The sequence below is a fragment of the Anaerofustis stercorihominis DSM 17244 genome (assembly GCF_000154825.1).
Taxonomy (GTDB): domain Bacteria; phylum Bacillota; class Clostridia; order Eubacteriales; family Anaerofustaceae; genus Anaerofustis; species Anaerofustis stercorihominis.
This window is the reverse complement of the sequence record NZ_DS560018.1, coordinates 115,046-133,801: the sequence shown is the minus strand read 5'-3', so window position 1 is coordinate 133,801 and position 18,756 is coordinate 115,046. Positions and strand designations below refer to the sequence as shown.

The window sequence follows — 18,756 nt, the reverse complement described above, 5'->3', positions numbered from 1 at the left end:
AAGGAAAAAATATGATATAATAAAAACAGTTTGATTGAAAGGAAGAGATAATATGAAAATAGTATCAACAAAAAAAGCACCTCAGGCAATAGGGCCTTATTCACAGGGAATAATCATAAAGGGTATGTTATATGCGTCGGGACAGATACCGATAATCCCCGAAAGCGGAGAAATAATCGAAGGTGATATAAAAGTACAGGCAAAGAGAGTATGCCAAAATATAGAACAGATATTAAAAGAAGCGGGAAGCGGTTTTGATAAAGTAATAAAGACTACATGCTTTTTAAGCGATATTGAAGATTTTGCGGATTTTAACGGAGTTTATGAAAAATACTTCGTTTCCAAACCTGCAAGGTCGTGTGTTGAAGTATCAAGACTTCCAAAAGACGTCCTCGTTGAAGTCGAAGTCATTGCCGCAGTTGAATGATCAGGATCGAAGCACCCAATAGGGTGCTTTTTATAATTATTATAAATTTGATTGTTTCAAATCTTTCTCAAGTTATGAACCATAGGCGTCTCTAATATTCCCCATTTGACAAAACCCATAAGCTCTGATATTATGAGCTTAGAAAAAAGGAGACGGTCATGAACTTTTACAAAACAGACAAAATCGTTAGAAAACTCGGCTCTGTGCAAATGAAACGATGAACGTTGTGCAGAGCATAAAATATTCATCGGGAATGTAAATAAAGTTTTAAAATAAACCTTTAAAGGTATTTATTTTCTTACTTTCTTCCCGATAAAAATTTAGGCTATGGACAGCGTTACGGTCCGTAGCCTTCTATTTTTCAAGAAGGCAGATACCGCCTTCTTTTTTATTTGATTGTTTTATTCATTGAAGAAGGTGAGATTAAATAAATATAAATCAGCGAGGAAAACAAAATGAGTTTATTATATATTAAAAATCTTTTTCATTCATATTCGGATACGGTCTTATTCAAGGATGCGGATATGACGCTAAATAAGGGCGAACATATTGGGATAGTAGGTCAGAACGGTGCGGGGAAAAGCACCTTTATAAAAATATGTACGGGACTTACCGTTCCCGACGAAGGAAGGGTAGTATGGGACAAAAAGATAAAAGTCGGATATCTTGATCAGTACGCCAAAATAGACGATGAAATCACCATAGAAGACTTCCTGAAATCTTCATTCATGGAATTATACACCACCGAAGAGAAAATGAACGAACTTTACATCAAATCCGCAGAGGGTGACTTAACGGCACTTGACAAGGCAGGTAAATATCAGGAAAGGCTGGAAATGGAAGGTTTTTACGAAATAGATACGAAAATCAAACAGATTTCCACCGGGCTTGGGCTTGATGCAATAGGTCTTGACAGAAAAGTAGTCCGTTTGAGCGGAGGTCAAAGGGCTAAAGTCATCCTTTCAAAACTACTTCTTCAAAAGCCGGACGTCCTCATTTTGGACGAACCCACCAACTTTCTTGACAAAGAGCACGTAGCATGGCTTAGCGAATACCTTAAAAATTCAGACAACGCATTTATGGTAGTCTCTCACGACCATACCTTTTTGGAAAACATATCCAACAGGATATGCGATATAGATAACGGTAAAATCAATAAATACTACGGGACTTACAGTGAGTTCCTCAAAAAGAAAGAAATGCTCAGAGAGGACTACATCAGAAAATACAACGCTCAGCAAAGAGAAATCAAAAAGACAGAGGAATTCATAAGAAGGAACATTGCGGGAAGAAAGACAAGGATGGCTAAGGGCAGACGTAAACAGCTGGAGAGGATGGATAAAATGGAAGCCTTGGATACAAGAGAAATAAAGCCCGTCTTCGACTTTAAGAGCCTTGTACTGAATAACACGGAACAGCTTAAAGTAAACCGCCTTAAAGTGGGATATGACTACCCTGTCTTAAGGGATATCATCTTATCCATTAAGGGAGGAGAAAAAGTCGTTATAACAGGATTTAACGGCATAGGTAAATCCACCTTATTAAAGACCCTTACGGGAAATATGGAAAAACTCGGCGGCTCATTTGAATTTTCTCCTCAGGTCATAATAGGATACTACGAACAGGACCTAATTTGGGAAGACGGTAAAATGACCCCGATCGAAATAGTTTCCGATAGCTTCACAAAGCTTTCGGAAAAAGAAGTCAGACGTCACCTTTCAAGGTGCGGAGTGAATTTCAAACATTCAAATCAGAAAATATCTTCCCTTAGCGGCGGAGAACAGGCAAAAATAAAAATGTGTCTTCTTACACTTAGCCCCTGCAATTTCCTTATAATGGACGAACCGACCAATCATCTCGACAAAAACGCAAAAGAAGCACTCAAAAAAGCACTGCGCCTCTTCAGAGGAAGCGTGATATTGGTCTCTCACGAAGAGGAGTTTTATAAAGATTTCTGTGACAGAGTGATTCACTTATAAGGGGTTTATTCATTAAATCCTGATATTTTTAAGGCAGAACGTTAATGAATACCGGGATTTATTTGTTCGGTTCGTAAATCTTGATAAAGCAAATTGGCTTATATTATTAAAAATTTCTAAAGAATATATGATCGTGCGAATCGCAGAAGCCAATATGAGCAGATTTGCTTACATGATATTTGTTATTTATAAACGACTTAAAATTTATAAGTATTTTTTACTTAAACCTGCTTGTTCTGGTTTTCTGTCTAAAATCTGTTAACATTTTATTTATAAAAATATTTATTATAAGAAATATTAATTAAATAAAATTTGTTCAATTTACATGAAGCTTTCTTTTAGTCATACATTTATAAATTTTAATAAAATAAGAGTCTTGATTTTTAGTCAAGACTCTTAAGATTGATCCATAGAAAAAATCTTCTATTTTTTTGTATATCTCTTTCTTTTCCTAACAAAAGTAGACGGATCCATATTTAAGCTTGCCGCTGCATCTCTTACGTTCTTATATTTTTTATATGCTTCATTTATATATTTAAGCTCTATACTTTCAACCAATTTTTTTAAATCATTGGTTTCCTTAAGTTCAATGTCTCCATAAGGGTTATTTTTAGGGTTGATGTTTAAAGGTAAATCTTTTGAATTTACTCTTTCGGTATTACTTATAATAAGACCTCTTTCCACAATATTTCTAAGTTCTCTGATATTTCCCGGCCAATCATAATTTTTTAATTTACTTAATGCACTTTCGCTGAACTTTTTATTAAATCCGTACTTATCATTAAAATTATTTATAAATAAGTTTGTTAGAGGGATTATGTCTTCTTTTCTTTCTCTTAGAGAAGGTATATAGATAGGAAATACCATAAGCCTGTAATAAAGATCTTTTCTAAATAATTTATTTTCGACCATATCTTCCATATCTGCATTTGTTGCAGCAATGATCCTCACATCTATTTTTATTGGTTTTGTTCCTCCTATCCTTTCAATTTCCTGTTCCTGTAAAACTCTTAATAATTTTACTTGCATATCAAGAGGAAGTTCACCGATTTCATCTAAAAATATAGTCCCTTTATCCGCAACTTCGAATAATCCGGCTTTCCCGTTTTTATTTGCTCCCGTAAAAGAACCTTTTTCGTAGCCGAAAAGTTCACTTTCAACAAGATTTGGAGATATTGCTCCGCAGTTTATTTTTATGAAGGGCTTATCTTTTCTGTTGCTGTTTTTATATATATGGTTTGCAAACAGTTCTTTTCCTACTCCCGTTTCTCCAAGTAACATTACCGTTGTATCAAGTCCTGCCACTTTATCCGCAATATTTAGTGCTTCTATGGATTTTTTATCGACACAGATTATATCATCTACAATAGTCGGATTATTATTTATCGGACTTAATTTATGTTCTTTATTCGTATCTATTATTTGTTTTCTTCCTATTTCTTCTTTTAAATTATATATTTCAGTCAAGTCTCTTACATTTGTTACTACCATGATAATATTTCCATTGTCATCTATGACCGGAGAGCTTGTTATCAAGGCTTTTTTCCCTGTTTTAAATTCCTGCTGAAGCGTAATAGGTTTCTTTTTTTGCATAGCAAGTAATGATCCTGATACGGAAATAACATTATTTTTTACTAAATCCAGCATATTTTTGCCGATGACTTCTTCTTTTTTAAGTCCTGTTATCATTTCATAAGATTTATTCGCTTTTATTGTATTTGCGTTTCCGTCAGTTATATATATACCGTCAAATGAATTTTCTATAATAGCATCTAATCTATCGTTTGCTTCCTGTAAATTGTTAAAAATACCAAAGTTATTTGTATCGTTCTTTTTCATTTTTTTACCTCTGTTTCATTTTACCTCTGTTGTTGCAATAATGCAACTATATTTTTGTTATAATATTGGTAATAAAAGTCATAATGATGTTTTTATATTTTTCACTTGATATTATTTCAATATGACTATATAATGTGGTTATATTATCACGGAGGCAGTATGATGATAGAAAAAATAGAAAAAGTACTTAATGAAAAAGTCAGACCTTCTCTGAACAGTCACGGGGGAGATGTAGTAATAAAGAGTTATGAGGATAATATACTTAGAATTAAATTAATAGGGAAGTGTTCGGGGTGTCCCGCTGCAAGAACTACCAATGAAGATTTAATTAAAATCAGTGTTATGGAAGAAATCCCCGAAGTAAAAGATGTTATCTTAATTGAAGAAGTAAGTGAAGAACTGTTGGATTTTGCTAAAAAGATTTTAAAACATTAAGGTTATTTATGAAAGTATTTATAAAATATTGCGGCGGATGTAATCCTAGGTATGACAGAGTAAAAGAAGTAGATAATTTTAAAAGTAAATATAAAGATATTGAGTTTACATATGATTATGATAATGATGTTGAAATTTGTTTAATCATATGCGGTTGCAATTCTGCTTGTGCGGATATAAGTTTTATAGATAAGAATAAAAAAACTTATATTATTAAAAGTAAATATGAATTAGAGAATATTAAATTATAATATAAAGCTGAGAGTATCGGCTTTTTTATTTTATTGTGATATAATATGTTTAGTTTGTTATTGGGGGATAAAAAATGGATAAATATATGCTTATAAAACTTATTTCTTTATGTGTATTCTTAATCATTTTAGTATATGCACCGGTATGGCTTACTTGGGTGTTTATAATATATTTACTTTTAAGGTTAATGGTTTTTATTATGCCTACGAAAAGTAAGGATACTTCTTTAATCGGAAAACAAAGTGCCTTACTTGTTTTGGATTTACAAAAGTGTAATTCTCAAAATAAAAATGATTTAATAAAGAAAGTCAATAAGGAAATCAGGCTGGCAAAGGACTTGGATTATAATATCGTTTATATTAAAAATGTATTTGAATATTATGACATACTGTTTTCTTTGTTTACAATGGGCGGTGGATTTCTCAAAGGGCAGGTGGGTTCAGAATTTACTGATAATTTAAATATAAAGAGCAATAATATATTTATCAAACATAATCAAGATGCATTTTCAAATAAGGAGTTATCTTCTTTTCTTCATGATAATGATATAGGCGATATTTATATCGTCGGTCAAGATGCAAGGGCTTGTGTATTAAAAACAGCTATCGGAGCAAAGAATAGAGGATATAATGTGAAAATTGTAAAAAATGCTATCGATCCCAATTATGATAATATTATAAATAAAATAAAAAGTAAGAATATCGAAGTAATAAATTCTTTAAAAGGTGATGGGTAAGTATATGAGTGAACTTAGAAAAATACCGGGTGTTGGAGTTGAAACGGAAAAAGATTTAATATCACTTGGTTATACCACGATAAGCTCATTAAAAGGTGCGGACCCGGAAGAAATATATTTAAGAGACTGTGAACGACAAGGTGTTGATATCGACAGATGTCAGCTATACGTATACAGATGTGCCGTTTATTATGCGAACGGCGGGGAAGACAGAGAAAATAAAAAGTGGTGGGATTTTAAAGATAAATAGCCATTAATCTTATTTGACTTTTATTTTATTAAATGTTAGAGTATCAGAGTAATTAAATAAACAAGCTAGGGGAGCCGTAAGGCTGAGAAAACAATTTGTTCACCCTTACTACTTGATCCGGATCATACCGGCGTAAGGAAGCTGAAGATTTCGTTAAACCCCTCCTGTTTATATAAAATAAGGAGGATTTTTTATGTCATTTTTCATAATGTCTACAGATAATGGATATGTTCTTAAGACTGCCGGATACATAGCGTTGACGGTTTTATTCATAGCTGTTTTATCTTCAGCGGTATTTTTATCAAATAAAAGAGAAAAGAAATCAGCAAATACTAAGCAACTTGTATTTTGTGCAATGATAGTGGCTTTGGGAACAGTAGCTTCATTCTTAAAAGTATACGAGTTTCCTTTCGGCGGGACTATTACTTTGTGCAGTATGTTATTTGTTTGCCTTGCGGGATATTTTTACGGACCTTCTACCGGTATTATCACAGGATGTGCGTACGGTATTTTACAGCTCATAACTCAGCCTTTTATAGTATATCCTCTTCAGGTAATTGTAGATTATATATTTGCTTTTTCTGCTCTCGGATTGTCTGGATTATTTTATAAAGCAAAAAATGGATTACTCAAGGGTTATCTACTCGGTGTATTCGGACGATATGTGTTTGCGGTAATTTCGGGATGGATTTTCTTTTCTGAATATGCTTGGCAAGGGTGGGCGGCTCTTCCTTATTCATTGGTATATAATGGTATTTATATTGCTGCGGAAGCCTTGTTGACGGTTATTATCATATCCGTTCCCTCCGTTAAAAAGGGACTTGAACGTATTAAAATCAATTCTTAGAAATAAATTTTTATACCATATCAGCTTAATTTAAATTGTATTTTGTTTTTATTCTTGTATAAAGCACCTGTAAGTTGCATTTAGAAACGTCAAGTTGGTTCAAATAAATTGTAAGAATGTTATAATTGAATAATAACGGAGGTGTTAAAATGAAAACAGGAGAAAAAATAGCAAAAGCCAGGAAAAATATTAGTTTGACACAAGATCAGCTGGCGGAGGTACTTGATGTTTCAAGGCAGACCATTTCCAAATGGGAATCGGATATTGCTTATCCAGAAGCAGGTAAACTTAAGCTTTTAGCCGATACTTTAAATGTCAGTATAGATTATTTATTAAAAGATGAGGTAGAGGAAACGAAAATACCTGAAATGAAGCAGACATCCAATGGATATGAAGTAGACTGGTCAAAGCTTTATCCTATTTTAAATAAATATGATAAAGAGATAGATATGGATTATTATTTTGATATCTTTGGTAATTTGATTAAAGAAGCGATGAAAAAGTATAATTATTCTTTGGAAGATGCAATGCTTGTTTTAAAAGATGTTTACTATAAAGTTTATCTTAAATTAAAGGAAGAAGAAAATGAATAAAAAAGAACCCATATGGGTTCTTTTTTATTCATAATCACTAATAGGTGTAATCATAGGTTGTCCTGATTTATTAAGTAATGGTGTTAATCCTCCTGCATTTCCGCTACAATGAAACATATAATTGACACCTGTTACTTTATCTACAAATATTTGAGTTACGTTTAGTGTACCTTCACTGTAAACTTTTATAAATCTTTCTTTTCCCATATTATTTATTTGATCTCCTCCAAATATTCATATTTTCAGCATCTTTTATAAGCTCATCTCTAAAGTTAGGATGTGCAATACTTATAAGTGCTTCCGCTTTTTGCCATGTAGAAAGTCCTTTTAAGTTGACTTTACCGTACTCTGTTACTACATAGTGAGTATTTGCTCTGGTATCCGTAACTACCGAACCCGGATGCAGTGTAGGAAGAATACGAGATTTTAGTTCGCCTTGTTTATTTTTAAATGTTGAAGATAAACAGATAAAGCTCTTTCCGCCTTTTGACAGATAAGCACCGAGAACGAAGTCAAGCTGTCCGCCCGCACCGCTTATTTGTTTTGTTCCTGATGTTTCTGAGCTAACCTGTCCGAATAAATCGATATCTACAGCGTTATTTATAGATATGAAATTATCATGTGCGGAGATAATTCTTACATCGTTCGTATAATCAACAGGCGCAGACATACATTCAGGGTTGTTGTCTAAGTAATCATATAATTTTTTAGTTCCCGCACCGAAAGCATATGTTTGACGGAATCTGTTTAAATTTTTCTTAGAGCCGTTGATTTTACCTGCATTGGCTATGTCAACAAAACCGTCTACAAACATTTCCGTATGAACACCTAAATCTTTTAAATCAGATTCAGCAATCAAAGAACCTACCGCATTCGGCATACCGCCAATACCAAGCTGTAAACAAGCTCCGTTTGGTATTTCTTCAACGATCAGTTCAGCAACTGTTTTATCAACTTCCGTTGCAGCTCCGCCGCCGCCCATTTCTGCCATTGGGGGATTATCTCCTTCAATTATCATGTCGACTTTTGAAATATGAATTGCTTCTTCATAACCGCCGAGACATCTAGGTACGTTTTCATTCACTTCAACAATAACTTTTTTTGCATTTTCACATGCTGCCATTAAATGTGAAGCACTTGGACCGAAACTGAAATATCCATGATTATCCATCGGTGCAACTTGCATAACCGCAATATCTGCTCCCGGTGTGTTTCCGTCTCTGTAATATCTTGGAAGTTCTGAGTAACGGATAGGTGCATAAAATGCAAATCCTTTGGCTATAGCTTTTCTTTCTATGCCTCCCATGTGCCATGAGTTCCAAGTAAAGTGGTCTTTTGCGTTTTCTAATTTAAAAATTTCAGGTTCCCACATTAAAATACCGCCCCTAATGTTTAAGTCTTTTAGGTTTGGCATGATTTTTGCAAGTTCCTTATCAAATGCTACGGGAGTGGTAGTTGTCCATCCGTAGTCAATCCAATCTCCAGATTTTACTGCTTTTACCGCCTCTGCTGCGGTAACTGATTTTTGTCCGTATTCTTGTTTAAAATCCATACTAACATCCTTTCAATTATTAAAATGTAAATATATTTTATCATTTATAAGCATTTTCGGTCAATAGTTTAATGGTGGAAAATCAGTAAAATTTTACTGATTTTTTATCATTTTGATAGTAACTCTTAAATCCGGACCAAAAAATTTCAATAAATTAAAATTACTGATTATTCTTGAATATATTCTTGATTTATATTTTTCTCTTATTTCATTTAAAGTTAAATTGGTTGTGATTATCATTTTTTTATTGTAAGTCATTTTATAATCGACTAATTTAAGTATTTCGTTATTTACATAATCACTTTGCGTTTCGATTCCAAGGTCATCTAAAATAAGAAGATCCACATCCAATATTTCTTTTTTCTTTTTTTCCAAATCGGGATCGTTAAAGCTTTTAATTATATCTTCGAATTCCTTTGCGGTAAGGCAAATTACACTATAACCTTTATTTAACAGTATTTTTCCCGTAGCTGCTGCCAAAAAGGTTTTTCCGCTGCCTGCTTTACCCGACATCAATAATCCTAGAGTGTTTTCTTCATCTTTGAATGTATTAATAAATTTAAGAGATTGTTCCTTGTTTTTTATTATATTTTCTCTTGGTGTAATTTTATATTTGCTTTTGTCATTGTCAAATAAGTTTTCATCAAAATTATCGAAATTTCCGTCTCTGAATAAAATGCTGTTTTTATTTTTTCTTTTTTTGAGATATCCTTTTAAGCATGTACACATTTCATTATTTACATAACCGCTGTCTTTACATTTATCGCAGTCGTATTTAATGCTTAAATAATCTTCATTAAATCCTAATGTTTTAAGTTCCCTTTTTAGTTTATTATTTAACTTTTTATTTTTTTCTTTCAAAAATCTCACTTGATACATTATTCATACATGCATAAATTCCATAAGTGTTTATTTCATCAATAATATCTTTTATCGACGGATAATCTTTACACATTTTATCTATTTTATTACTTAATTCTTTTTCTTTTGATTTTCTTTTTTTATTAAAATTACTTAAACTGGTTTCTTTATCTTCCATGATCATTCTCCGCTCATCATTCTTTCAATATCTTCTTCGCTGTAATATTCATAATCAAGGTCACTTTGAATAGTTTCTTTTTTAGTATTATTTTGTATTTTTGTGTATTTATCTTGTTTAGGTTTTGTATCTTTATCGGTATTTATGTACATATTATAGATTATTTTATCCACATATTTAAAGCTTGGACGATTTGTGGAGATCGTTTCGTCGCAGGCTTTTAAAATTTGTTCCATACTTAATTTGTACTCGTCCAACCATTTGTCCACCAAAGCTTCTTCCGGCTTTGTAATAAAAGAACCTCTTGTATTAAGACCCAGATATTTGAATATTTGCTGATATTCCTGATACCTTTTATCACTTTTGTTAAATTCCATTGCAGCTTCATCAAATGTTTTTATTCCCTTTGAATGAAAATCCATAGCGATTGCGTTCCAGTACTTTCTTTGCTTTATTTTTCTTTTGACAAGACATGTATTTACTATTAATTTAACAGTTTCCGCACTGAAAGAATATTCTTCCATCCAATCGGAAAACATCTCCATCTCCTGATGAGAAATGGGTCTTCCAAGCCCTCCTTCGTCCATCGGAGCTTCAAATTCCTGACTTAAGTCTTCGAATAGATTTTGCTTTTTAGCATTATATTCTATGGTTTCGGAGTATGAACCATTCTTTTTGAATTTTTCGGGAGTAAATATCATTGTGGAAATATTTTTGTATTGTATTACATAATTTCTCTTATCCGTATGCATAAATGTAATCACTTGTTTTTCGTGCCAGTATCTAAATGCTTTTACCACATCGGCTTCACTCATTCCCAAAGTATTGGCTATTTTTCTGTTTGAAGGCATATCTTCGATAGAGTTTTGAGTACATTTAAGTCCGTAAAGGTATACTTTAACATAATCACCTCTTGCCATTGGCATGAAGTGATTGATAAACATATTCTCTACTATTGTTACTCCGATATCATCGTTGTTATTTACAAGTTCAAATCTATTCATTAAAATTTCTCCAAAATAAAGTAAAACAATTATAGCATATTTTGTAACTTTAGTGTAGAATATATATTGTTATTGTATTTTATTTTTATGAGGTAGAAAATGATTAATGAACTTAAAGTTTCCGATAAAGTCTTAGATAATTTCCTATTAAAAAGTGTGACGCTTAGGAAGACAAGAACGGGAAAAGATTATTTGGATATAATACTTAAAGATAAAAGCGGAGAAATCCCGGCAAAATTATGGAATGTGGATACTACTATGAAAGATGCTTTTTCAGCAGGCGATACGGTGAAAGTTGGCGGGGAAGTAGACAGTTTCGGTTCAAATCCTCAGGTAAAGATAGAGAGTATAGAAAAAGTAAATCTCAATGATGAAGATATGTCTAAACTTGTTGAAACAGCTCCTTTGAATTCAGATAAAATGTACGATGATATTATCGATACGATAGAAAATATTAAAAACGAAGATATAAAGATAATCACTAAAACATTGGTGGAAAAGTACAAAGATAAATTCAAAAACTATCCTGCCGCAAAATCTTTTCATCATGCAATGAAAAGCGGACTTATGTATCATACATATACAATGCTTACAAATGCAAAGAAGCTGACGGATACATATAAGTTTTTAAATAAGGACTTGGTATTTGCGGGGGTGATATTACACGATATATGCAAAACTGAAGAGATGCAGTGTAATGATATAGGCGTTGTTGAATCATATAGTACTGACGGACAGTTACTTGGACATATAATTCAGTGTGTATGCGAAATAGACAATGTAAGCAGAACTCTTGGTATAAATAGTGAAGTTCCTTCACTTCTAAAGCACATGATACTGTCACATCACTATCATCCGGAATTCGGTTCTCCCAAATATCCTATGATACCCGAAGCTGAAATACTTCATTACTTGGATATTTTGGATTCGAGAATGAATCAAATGGAGACTGCGTTTAACAATACAAATGAAAATGAATTTTCAAACAGAGTAAGAATGCTCGATAATAGAAATATTTATCACTATACACTTGATAATAAGGAGGAAGATTAATAATGACTGTACAAATGACCGCACTTTTGATAGTATTCATGATTGGATATTTCGGAATGCTTGCGATTAAACTCGGAGGGTTTGTTAAAAATAATAAAAAACTCGGAGAAATGATTTATGCGGCACCGAAAGGACTTCAAAATACCGATTTCGCATGGCAATTATTATATTTGGGTTTGATAATTGCTGGTATATTGATTTTGGATTTTATGCATTTTTTAAATGAAACAATATTTTTCTATTTAATAGGTTTGATTGGAGTATATTTTGGTTTTGCTACATATTCGCTGTTCATGTGTGTCTTAGGCGGAAGAGGAATGTACGAATGGGGAGTTCGTACGATGACCGGTGCTTTAACATATGATAAAATGGAATCTTATGAAATAGAACAAAGAAAAAAACAAAAGGGTCTTAGTGTAAAATATAAACCTAAATCTGGATTTTTAAATGCAACTCAGATTATGTTTATAGATTATGAAGATAATGATGAAATAAACAGGATATCAAGACTCAATGTAGGAAAAGAAAAAGGTAAATCCGCATATGCGTATGCACCAAAGCCTAACAAGAAAAAAAGAGGAAAACGTAAAAAATAAAGACTGCTAGGCAGTCTTTTTTATTTGTTTAACGGGTATTATACCTTTTGTAAGGAGATTTCACATAAAATAAACAATTTTATACTTTAAAGAACTTTGGATTAAATTAAAGTTTTTTATATACTACATTAAGCTTTACTTTATTTTTTATATGCTCAATTTAATAATAATATAATATGTCTTTATTCTTCTTATTTATATAAAAGTACATTATAAAAATAAGTAATAATTTTTATAAGAAATTTAGGGCGCGGAATCTGCGAAGTAGGCGTAGTGCCCTAAAAATATATATAGAATAGTTATATTCAAAATATTGTATAGGCATATCAAACTTTTATAAATATTGACAATCATTTTCTTTAAATAGAATATAGCAATTTAATATTCATTATGATATAATTTAAAAGTTAATCGGGAAATATTTATAAATTTCAGGAAATATTTGTTTTAGGAGTAAAAAATGTTTAAAGAAGATACAATCGCTGCAATAGCAACACCATCGGGGTATGGTGGTATTTCTATTATTAGGATCAGCGGAAGTGAAGCATTTGAAGTATGTGATAGAGTCTTTAAGATGAAAAAAGGTTCTATTTTTGATGTTCCTAAAAATACCATAAACTACGGTCATATTGTAAATAAAGATACAAATGAGATAATAGATGAAGTTCTTGTTTCCAAGATGTGCGAACCACATTCTTTTACTGCTGAAGATGTCATTGAAATCAACTGCCATGGAGGTATGAGTGTCACAAAGGATGTACTTACATTGGTGCTTAAAAACGGAGCGAGACTTGCCGAAGCGGGAGAATTTACAAAAAGAGCTTTTTTAAACGGCAGGATAGACTTGGTTCAGGCTGAGGCTATCAGCGATATCATCACAGCAAAAACATCCAATTTTGCAAAGAGTGCTATGAGTTCTCTAAAAGGCGATTTGTCAAGTAAGATAGATGAAATAAAAGCTGATATTACCAACATGCTCGCAAGGCTTGAAGTTACTATTCAGTATCCGGAATATGATGAAGAAGATTTAACAAATAATGAAATAGTGGAATTAATAAATTCCATGAAATATAAGCTTAATAAAATTATTTCTACCTTTGAAAAAGGAGAGATTTTAAAAGACGGGATAAAAGTTGCCATTATAGGTAAGCCCAATGTTGGGAAGTCCCAGCTTTTAAATGCACTTATAAATGAAAATAAGGCTATCGTAACAGAAGAAGCCGGTACTACGAGAGACATTGTAGACGAAGTGGTGAACATAAAAGGTGTTCCTGTCAAATTTATAGACACTGCGGGAATTAGAAATGCAGACAGTAAAGTCGAAAAGATAGGTATAGATAAATCAATTGAAATGCTTGAAGAAAGTAATATCATATTATTTTGTATAGATACATCAAGAGCTCTTGACACTGAGGATATGGATATAATAAAAATGCTTCCGGATAATAAAGAAGTGTTGGTTGTACTTAATAAGATGGATCTAAATACAAATGTAGATACAGTAAAAGCATTCGATAATTATAAAACAGTTGAAATTTCCGCTCTTAAAAAAGAGGGTATAGAGAAAATAGAAAATAAGATATATGAGCTTGCCGGGTTAAGTGAAGATGATGGCGTAGGAAATACTTTGGTAAGTAATATAAGACATAAAAATCTTTTAATTGGTGCAAGAGATGATTTTGATAATGCAATAAAAATGATAAATGAAGGACTTGAGGTAGATCTTGTTGAAATAGATATAAATGCCGCTTTATATAAACTTGGAGGCATAACGGGAGAAACTACAAGCGAAGATATAATAGATGAAATATTTAAGAATTTCTGTTTAGGAAAGTAGAGGAAATAATGAGTTTTTTAGCAGGTGAATACGATGTTATAGTAATAGGTGCGGGACATGCGGGCTGTGAAGCTGCGCTTGCAAGTGCGAGAAAAGGAAGCAGTACTCTCCTTTTAACTCTTAATTTAGATGCTCTTGCAATGATGCCTTGTAATCCTTCAATAGGAGGAACGGGAAAGGGGCACCTTGTAAGAGAAATAGATGCACTTGGCGGAGAAATGGGTAAAAACATAGATAAGACATTCATTCAAACCAAGACTTTGAATACCGCAAAGGGGGTTGCCGTTCAGTCTCTTAGAGCACAGGCGGATAAGAAAAAGTATCAGGAAGAGATGAAGTTTGTTATCGAAAATACCGATAATCTCGATTTGAAACAGCAAGAAGCTGTGGAGATACTTACCGAAGACGGAAAAGTTAGCGGTGTAATCACTCATACCGGAGCAATGTATAAAACTAAGGCTATAGTTATCTGCTCGGGAACATATCTAAAAGGAAGGATAATCATAGGTGATGTAAGCTATTCAGGCGGTCCCAACGGGATTTTCCCGGCAAATAAGCTAAGTGACAGCCTAAAAAAACTTGGATTTAAGCTTCTAAGATTAAAGACCGGAACTCCTGCAAGGGTAAATAAAAGAAGTATTGATTTTTCAAAAATGGAAATTCAGTTCGGAGATAAAGAAATAACTCCTTTTTCTTTTGAAAATGAGGATAAGGATTTGGAATATGATGAACAGCCTTGTTATCTTGCTTATACAAATGAAAAAACTCATGAGGTAATAAACGATAATCTTCATCGTTCTCCTTTATACAGCGGTAATATAACGGGTATAGGTCCGAGATATTGTCCGAGTATAGAAGATAAAATAGTCAGATTTGCCGATAAAGAAAGACATCAGCTATTCGTTGAACCTGAAGGCCTGAATACGAATGAGATGTACCTTCAGGGGATGAGTTCTTCTCTTCCCGAAGATGTTCAGGTCAAATTTTTAAGGACTATTAAGGGACTTGAAAATGTAGAAATAATGAGAGTAGCTTATGCTATTGAATATGATGCAGTTGAACCGACTCAAATAGAGTTATCTTTGGAAAGTAAAATAGTTAAAGGATTATTTACTGCCGGACAGATAAACGGCACCAGCGGATATGAGGAAGCTGCCGCACAGGGATTGATTGCAGGAATTAATGCCGCAAATTACGTTCAAAACAGAGAGCCTTTGATACTGGACAGGTCAAGCAGTTATATAGGTGTCCTTATTGACGATATTACTACAAAAGGCACGAAAGAGCCTTACAGGATGTTCACTTCCAGAGTTGAATACAGACTTCTTTTAAGACAGGACAATGCGGATTTAAGGCTTACTCCTTACGGTTTTGAGCAGGGGCTTATAAGTAAAGAAAGATATGAACGTCTTCTTGGATATGAAGAAACTGTTAATAAAGAAAAGGCGAGACTTAAAGAGATAAAAATCACTCCAAGCAATGAAAATAATATCAAGCTGGAAAGCATAGGGACAACACCTCTTAAAAATACAATAACGGTATATGACCTCATAAAAAGACCAAAAATCAGTTATGATGATACAAAAATATTTGATGAAAACAGGCCTGAACTTTCAAGGAGAGTCAAGCAGCAAGTGGAAATTCAAATAAAATATCATGATTATATTATAAAGCAGCAGGCGAGTATAGATAAATTTAAGTCCATGGAGAAGAAAGTACTTCCCGAGGATATAAATTATAATGAAATAAAGAATTTGAGATTGGAAGCAAGACAAAAACTTGAAGATATAAGACCAAAAAATTTAGGACAGGCTTCAAGGATATCCGGGGTCTCTCCGTCGGATATTAATGTACTATTAATAGAACTTGCAAAGAATAAACAGTAGGGGGATAGAAGTGGCAAACGTAAAAAAAGTTAAAGAACTGGATATATCACTGATTTCAGCAAACAAAGATCAACCAAGGAAATATTTTGATGAAGAAAGCATTAAAGAACTTTCCGAATCGATAAGAAGTCTTGGTATAATTCAGCCCATCACGGTTAGACAAAAAGGATATAATTCTTATGAAGTAGTCAGCGGTGAAAGAAGATTAAGAGCAAGTAAGCTTGCCGGTTTAGATAAAATCCCTTGTATTATCGTTTCTATCAACAGTGAAGAAAATGATTTGATAGCTCTGATAGAAAATATTCAAAGGGAAAATTTGAATTTTTATGAAGAAGCTTTAAGTTATAAGAAAATAATGAGCGAATATGGTATGAGTCAGGAAGAACTTGCAAGCAGGATAGGTAAAAAACAATCTACCATTTCTAATTTGGTTAGGCTTTTAAATCTTGATGAAGAAGTTTTACATATAATCATAGAAAACAATCTTACTCAGCGTCATGCAAGGTGTCTTCTCTCTCTGCCGGACAGTAATATGAGATTAAAAGCCGCAAAGGAAATTGCGAAGAAAGATTTAAATGTAAAAAATTCCGAGCTTTTGGTTGAACGATTAAAGCAGGAAATCGTCATAAATTCTTCTAAAACCAATGTTAAAAATATTTTTAATTATAAAATTTATACGAATACCATAAAACAGGCATATAAGAGTATTTTTAACACGGGACTTGAGTGTGACTATAAGGAAAAAGACTTTGATGACAGGATAGAAGTCGTAATAACAATACCTAAAAAATAAAATAACAAGTTATAAAAAGCGTATAGAATTAGTCTGTATGCTTTTTTTGTAACTTAATAAAAACTTAATATTTGATTTACTTTATCTTCATTGCTAAGTTTGTCGAAATTTGTTATAATCTCATCATTACATGGATATATAAGAGGCTTAGTAAATGAAAATAGATTTAAAAAATTTAGATATAAAGAAAATAGATAAAAGAGTTTTTATAGCTTTTGGGATAGCTATCGTATGCTTGATTTTTTTACTTAAAATAATAATTTCACCGATAGTATTTGCAAATTCTTCGATAGATTTGGAAATAAATAATAAATTGAATTCTAAGGATAATATAAAGTATACATTCTTCGGCTCCAAAGATGCTGTAGTTATTGATGACAGTAAGGTAAATATAAATAAGCTCGGTACATATACTATTATTTATAAATATCATGGCAAGGAATACCCCATTAAAGTAAATGTAAAAGACACGACACCTCCTTCATTCGATACAGTGCCTGTGACTATTGAAGCTGGAATAAAGATCAAACCCGATAAGCTGGTTAAAAACATTAAAGACGCTACAAATACTACCGTACGATTTAAGGAAGATTATGATTTCCGCGATAAGGGAGAATATGACGTTGGGGTCATAGTTGCCGATGCAGGTGGGAATGAGACAGAAAAAAATGTCGTTGTTAAGGTAGTTAAAGACGAAGTACCTCCAAAAATTTCAAACTTGCAGCCTTTGGATATTGTAGAGGGCGGTAAACTTAGTTTAAAAAAGGGAGTTTTGGTTGAAGACGATCACGACCCTTCTCCAAAATTATCGGTAAATTCATCAAACGTGGATGTTAATAAACCGGGAAGTTATAAGGTTTCATATACAGCTACGGATAGATCCGGCAATACCGTAACATTGCAGAGGACTGTAAATATAGTAAAACCTATTGGTACAACTAAGGAAAATAAAAAGAAAATTGTATATTTGACATTTGATGACGGACCTTCGGCAAATACAAAAAAAATACTTGATATCCTAGATAAATATAATGTTAAAGCGACATTTTTTGTTACGGGTAACGGGAAAAAATATAATCATTTAATCAAAGTCGCACATGATAAAGGACATACCATTGCCCTTCATACATATACTCATGATTATGAAAAAGTTTATAAATCCGAAAAAGCTTATTTTGAAGATTTAAACAAGCTTGAAAATATGGTAAAGGGTATAATCGGATATTCTCCTAAATATATCAGATTTCCCGGCGGATCTTCAAATACCGTAAGCAGAGCCTATAAAAAGGGTTTGATGACAAAACTTACAAAGGAAGTTTTAAACAGGGGGTACCAGTATTATGACTGGAACTGTGATTCAACTGATGCTTCCGGAAGTGAAGTTGCGGTGGGTACGTTAGTAAAAAATGCGACTATGTGTAAAGAGAAAAATATTAATATCCTTTTCCACGATACAGATGCGAAGAATACGACAGTAGACTCTCTTCCAAAAATAATTAAAAAATACAAAAAAAGAGGATATATATTTAAAGCTATAGATGAAAATTCTTATGCTCCTCATCATGGGATAAATAATTAATAAAAGAAAGACACTTTAAGGAGTGTCTTTTTTATTTTTTTTACCGCGAAATATGAGCA

Annotated in this window: 20 protein-coding genes and 1 riboswitch; of the genes, 14 read left to right on the top strand and 6 right to left on the bottom strand. The window is 32.6% G+C overall.

The genetic code is table 11. From position 1 onward, the window contains the following. Positions 1-52 precede the first annotated feature (52 nt). Together ANASTE_RS04455 and ANASTE_RS04450 are read left to right on the top strand one after the other, a co-directional pair. Positions 53-427, top strand: coding sequence for a RidA family protein (locus ANASTE_RS04455; RefSeq protein WP_007049766.1), 375 nt, complete (start codon positions 53-55; stop codon positions 425-427). A 524-nt stretch (positions 428-951) separates the two neighbouring features. Next, the gene (locus tag ANASTE_RS04450; RefSeq protein ID WP_341271224.1) at positions 952-2,406 is read left to right on the top strand and encodes an ABC-F family ATP-binding cassette domain-containing protein; all 1,455 of its coding nucleotides are present in this window, start codon (positions 952-954) and stop codon (positions 2,404-2,406) included. A gap of 423 nt (positions 2,407-2,829) precedes the next feature. Here the strand turns inward: ANASTE_RS04450 and ANASTE_RS04445 are convergent, their stop codons facing one another. Next, positions 2,830-4,245, bottom strand: a complete 1,416-nt coding sequence (locus ANASTE_RS04445) for a sigma-54 interaction domain-containing protein (RefSeq protein ID WP_007049764.1) — start codon at positions 4,243-4,245, stop codon at positions 2,830-2,832. 159 nt (positions 4,246-4,404) lie between these two features. Here ANASTE_RS04445 and ANASTE_RS04440 point away from each other — a divergent pair, with 159 nt between their 5' ends. From ANASTE_RS04440 to ANASTE_RS04415, 6 genes are all read left to right on the top strand, one after another. Continuing rightward, positions 4,405-4,680, top strand: coding sequence for a NifU family protein (locus tag ANASTE_RS04440; RefSeq protein WP_242648102.1), 276 nt, complete (start codon positions 4,405-4,407; stop codon positions 4,678-4,680). Positions 4,681-4,688: 8 nt separating this feature from the next. Next, positions 4,689-4,931 (top strand): hypothetical protein, encoded by a 243-nt coding sequence (locus ANASTE_RS04435; protein WP_007049762.1) that lies wholly within the window; start codon positions 4,689-4,691, stop codon positions 4,929-4,931. Positions 4,932-5,005: 74 nt separating this feature from the next. After that, positions 5,006-5,668 (top strand): cysteine hydrolase family protein, encoded by a 663-nt coding sequence (locus tag ANASTE_RS04430; RefSeq protein WP_007049761.1) that lies wholly within the window; start codon positions 5,006-5,008, stop codon positions 5,666-5,668. Beyond that, positions 5,661-5,918 (top strand): helix-hairpin-helix domain-containing protein, encoded by a 258-nt coding sequence (locus ANASTE_RS04425; protein WP_007049760.1) that lies wholly within the window; start codon positions 5,661-5,663, stop codon positions 5,916-5,918. Before ANASTE_RS04430 ends, ANASTE_RS04425 begins: the two co-directional genes overlap by 8 nt. 57 nt (positions 5,919-5,975) lie before the next feature. Beyond that, a riboswitch (TPP riboswitch) is annotated at positions 5,976-6,074 on the top strand. A gap of 37 nt (positions 6,075-6,111) precedes the next feature. Next, the gene (gene thiT / locus ANASTE_RS04420; RefSeq protein WP_039945035.1) at positions 6,112-6,765 is read left to right on the top strand and encodes an energy-coupled thiamine transporter ThiT; all 654 of its coding nucleotides are present in this window, start codon (positions 6,112-6,114) and stop codon (positions 6,763-6,765) included. Positions 6,766-6,914: 149 nt separating this feature from the next. Next, entirely contained in the window at positions 6,915-7,358 is a 444-nt protein-coding gene (locus ANASTE_RS04415; RefSeq protein WP_039945032.1) for a helix-turn-helix domain-containing protein, read from the top strand. A gap of 24 nt (positions 7,359-7,382) precedes the next feature. On the opposite strand, the gene ANASTE_RS04410 is transcribed toward ANASTE_RS04415, so the two are convergent. From ANASTE_RS04410 to ANASTE_RS04390, 5 genes are all read right to left on the bottom strand, one after another. Next, positions 7,383-7,565, bottom strand: coding sequence for a DUF6440 family protein (locus ANASTE_RS04410; protein ID WP_007049757.1), 183 nt, complete (start codon positions 7,563-7,565; stop codon positions 7,383-7,385). Position 7,566: 1 nt separating this feature from the next. Next, on the bottom strand, positions 7,567-8,910 hold the full coding sequence (locus ANASTE_RS04405) for a butyryl-CoA:acetate CoA-transferase (protein ID WP_007049756.1): 1,344 nt from the start codon (positions 8,908-8,910) through the stop codon (positions 7,567-7,569). 93 nt (positions 8,911-9,003) lie between these two features. Next, positions 9,004-9,771 carry an ATP-binding protein gene (locus ANASTE_RS04400; RefSeq protein WP_052294592.1) on the bottom strand — a complete coding sequence of 256 codons (768 nt, stop codon included), beginning with the start codon at positions 9,769-9,771 and terminating at the stop codon, positions 9,004-9,006. Next, the gene (locus ANASTE_RS04395) at positions 9,755-9,949 is read right to left on the bottom strand and encodes a hypothetical protein (RefSeq protein ID WP_039945029.1); all 195 of its coding nucleotides are present in this window, start codon (positions 9,947-9,949) and stop codon (positions 9,755-9,757) included. Before ANASTE_RS04395 ends, ANASTE_RS04400 begins: the two co-directional genes overlap by 17 nt. Before the next feature lie 2 nt (positions 9,950-9,951). Beyond that, on the bottom strand, positions 9,952-10,953 hold the full coding sequence (locus tag ANASTE_RS04390; protein WP_007049753.1) for a DnaD domain-containing protein: 1,002 nt from the start codon (positions 10,951-10,953) through the stop codon (positions 9,952-9,954). Positions 10,954-11,052: 99 nt separating this feature from the next. On the opposite strand from ANASTE_RS04390, the gene ANASTE_RS04385 reads away from it, so the two are divergent. From ANASTE_RS04385 to ANASTE_RS04360, 6 genes are all read left to right on the top strand, one after another. Then, positions 11,053-12,006, top strand: coding sequence for a 3'-5' exoribonuclease YhaM family protein (locus ANASTE_RS04385; protein WP_007049752.1), 954 nt, complete (start codon positions 11,053-11,055; stop codon positions 12,004-12,006). A 2-nt stretch (positions 12,007-12,008) separates the two neighbouring features. Next, entirely contained in the window at positions 12,009-12,602 is a 594-nt protein-coding gene (locus ANASTE_RS04380; protein WP_007049751.1) for a hypothetical protein, read from the top strand. Positions 12,603-13,062: 460 nt separating this feature from the next. Next, on the top strand, positions 13,063-14,439 hold the full coding sequence (gene mnmE / locus ANASTE_RS04375; RefSeq protein WP_007049750.1) for a tRNA uridine-5-carboxymethylaminomethyl(34) synthesis GTPase MnmE: 1,377 nt from the start codon (positions 13,063-13,065) through the stop codon (positions 14,437-14,439). 5 nt (positions 14,440-14,444) lie between these two features. Beyond that, positions 14,445-16,325, top strand: coding sequence for a tRNA uridine-5-carboxymethylaminomethyl(34) synthesis enzyme MnmG (gene mnmG / locus ANASTE_RS04370; protein ID WP_459552724.1), 1,881 nt, complete (start codon positions 14,445-14,447; stop codon positions 16,323-16,325). 10 nt (positions 16,326-16,335) lie between these two features. Further along, positions 16,336-17,118 (top strand): ParB/RepB/Spo0J family partition protein, encoded by a 783-nt coding sequence (locus ANASTE_RS04365; protein ID WP_039945025.1) that lies wholly within the window; start codon positions 16,336-16,338, stop codon positions 17,116-17,118. Positions 17,119-17,272: 154 nt separating this feature from the next. Further along, a complete protein-coding gene (locus ANASTE_RS04360; protein ID WP_007049747.1) occupies positions 17,273-18,697 on the top strand; it encodes a polysaccharide deacetylase in 1,425 nt (474 codons plus the stop codon). The last annotated feature ends 59 nt before the right edge of the window (positions 18,698-18,756 follow it).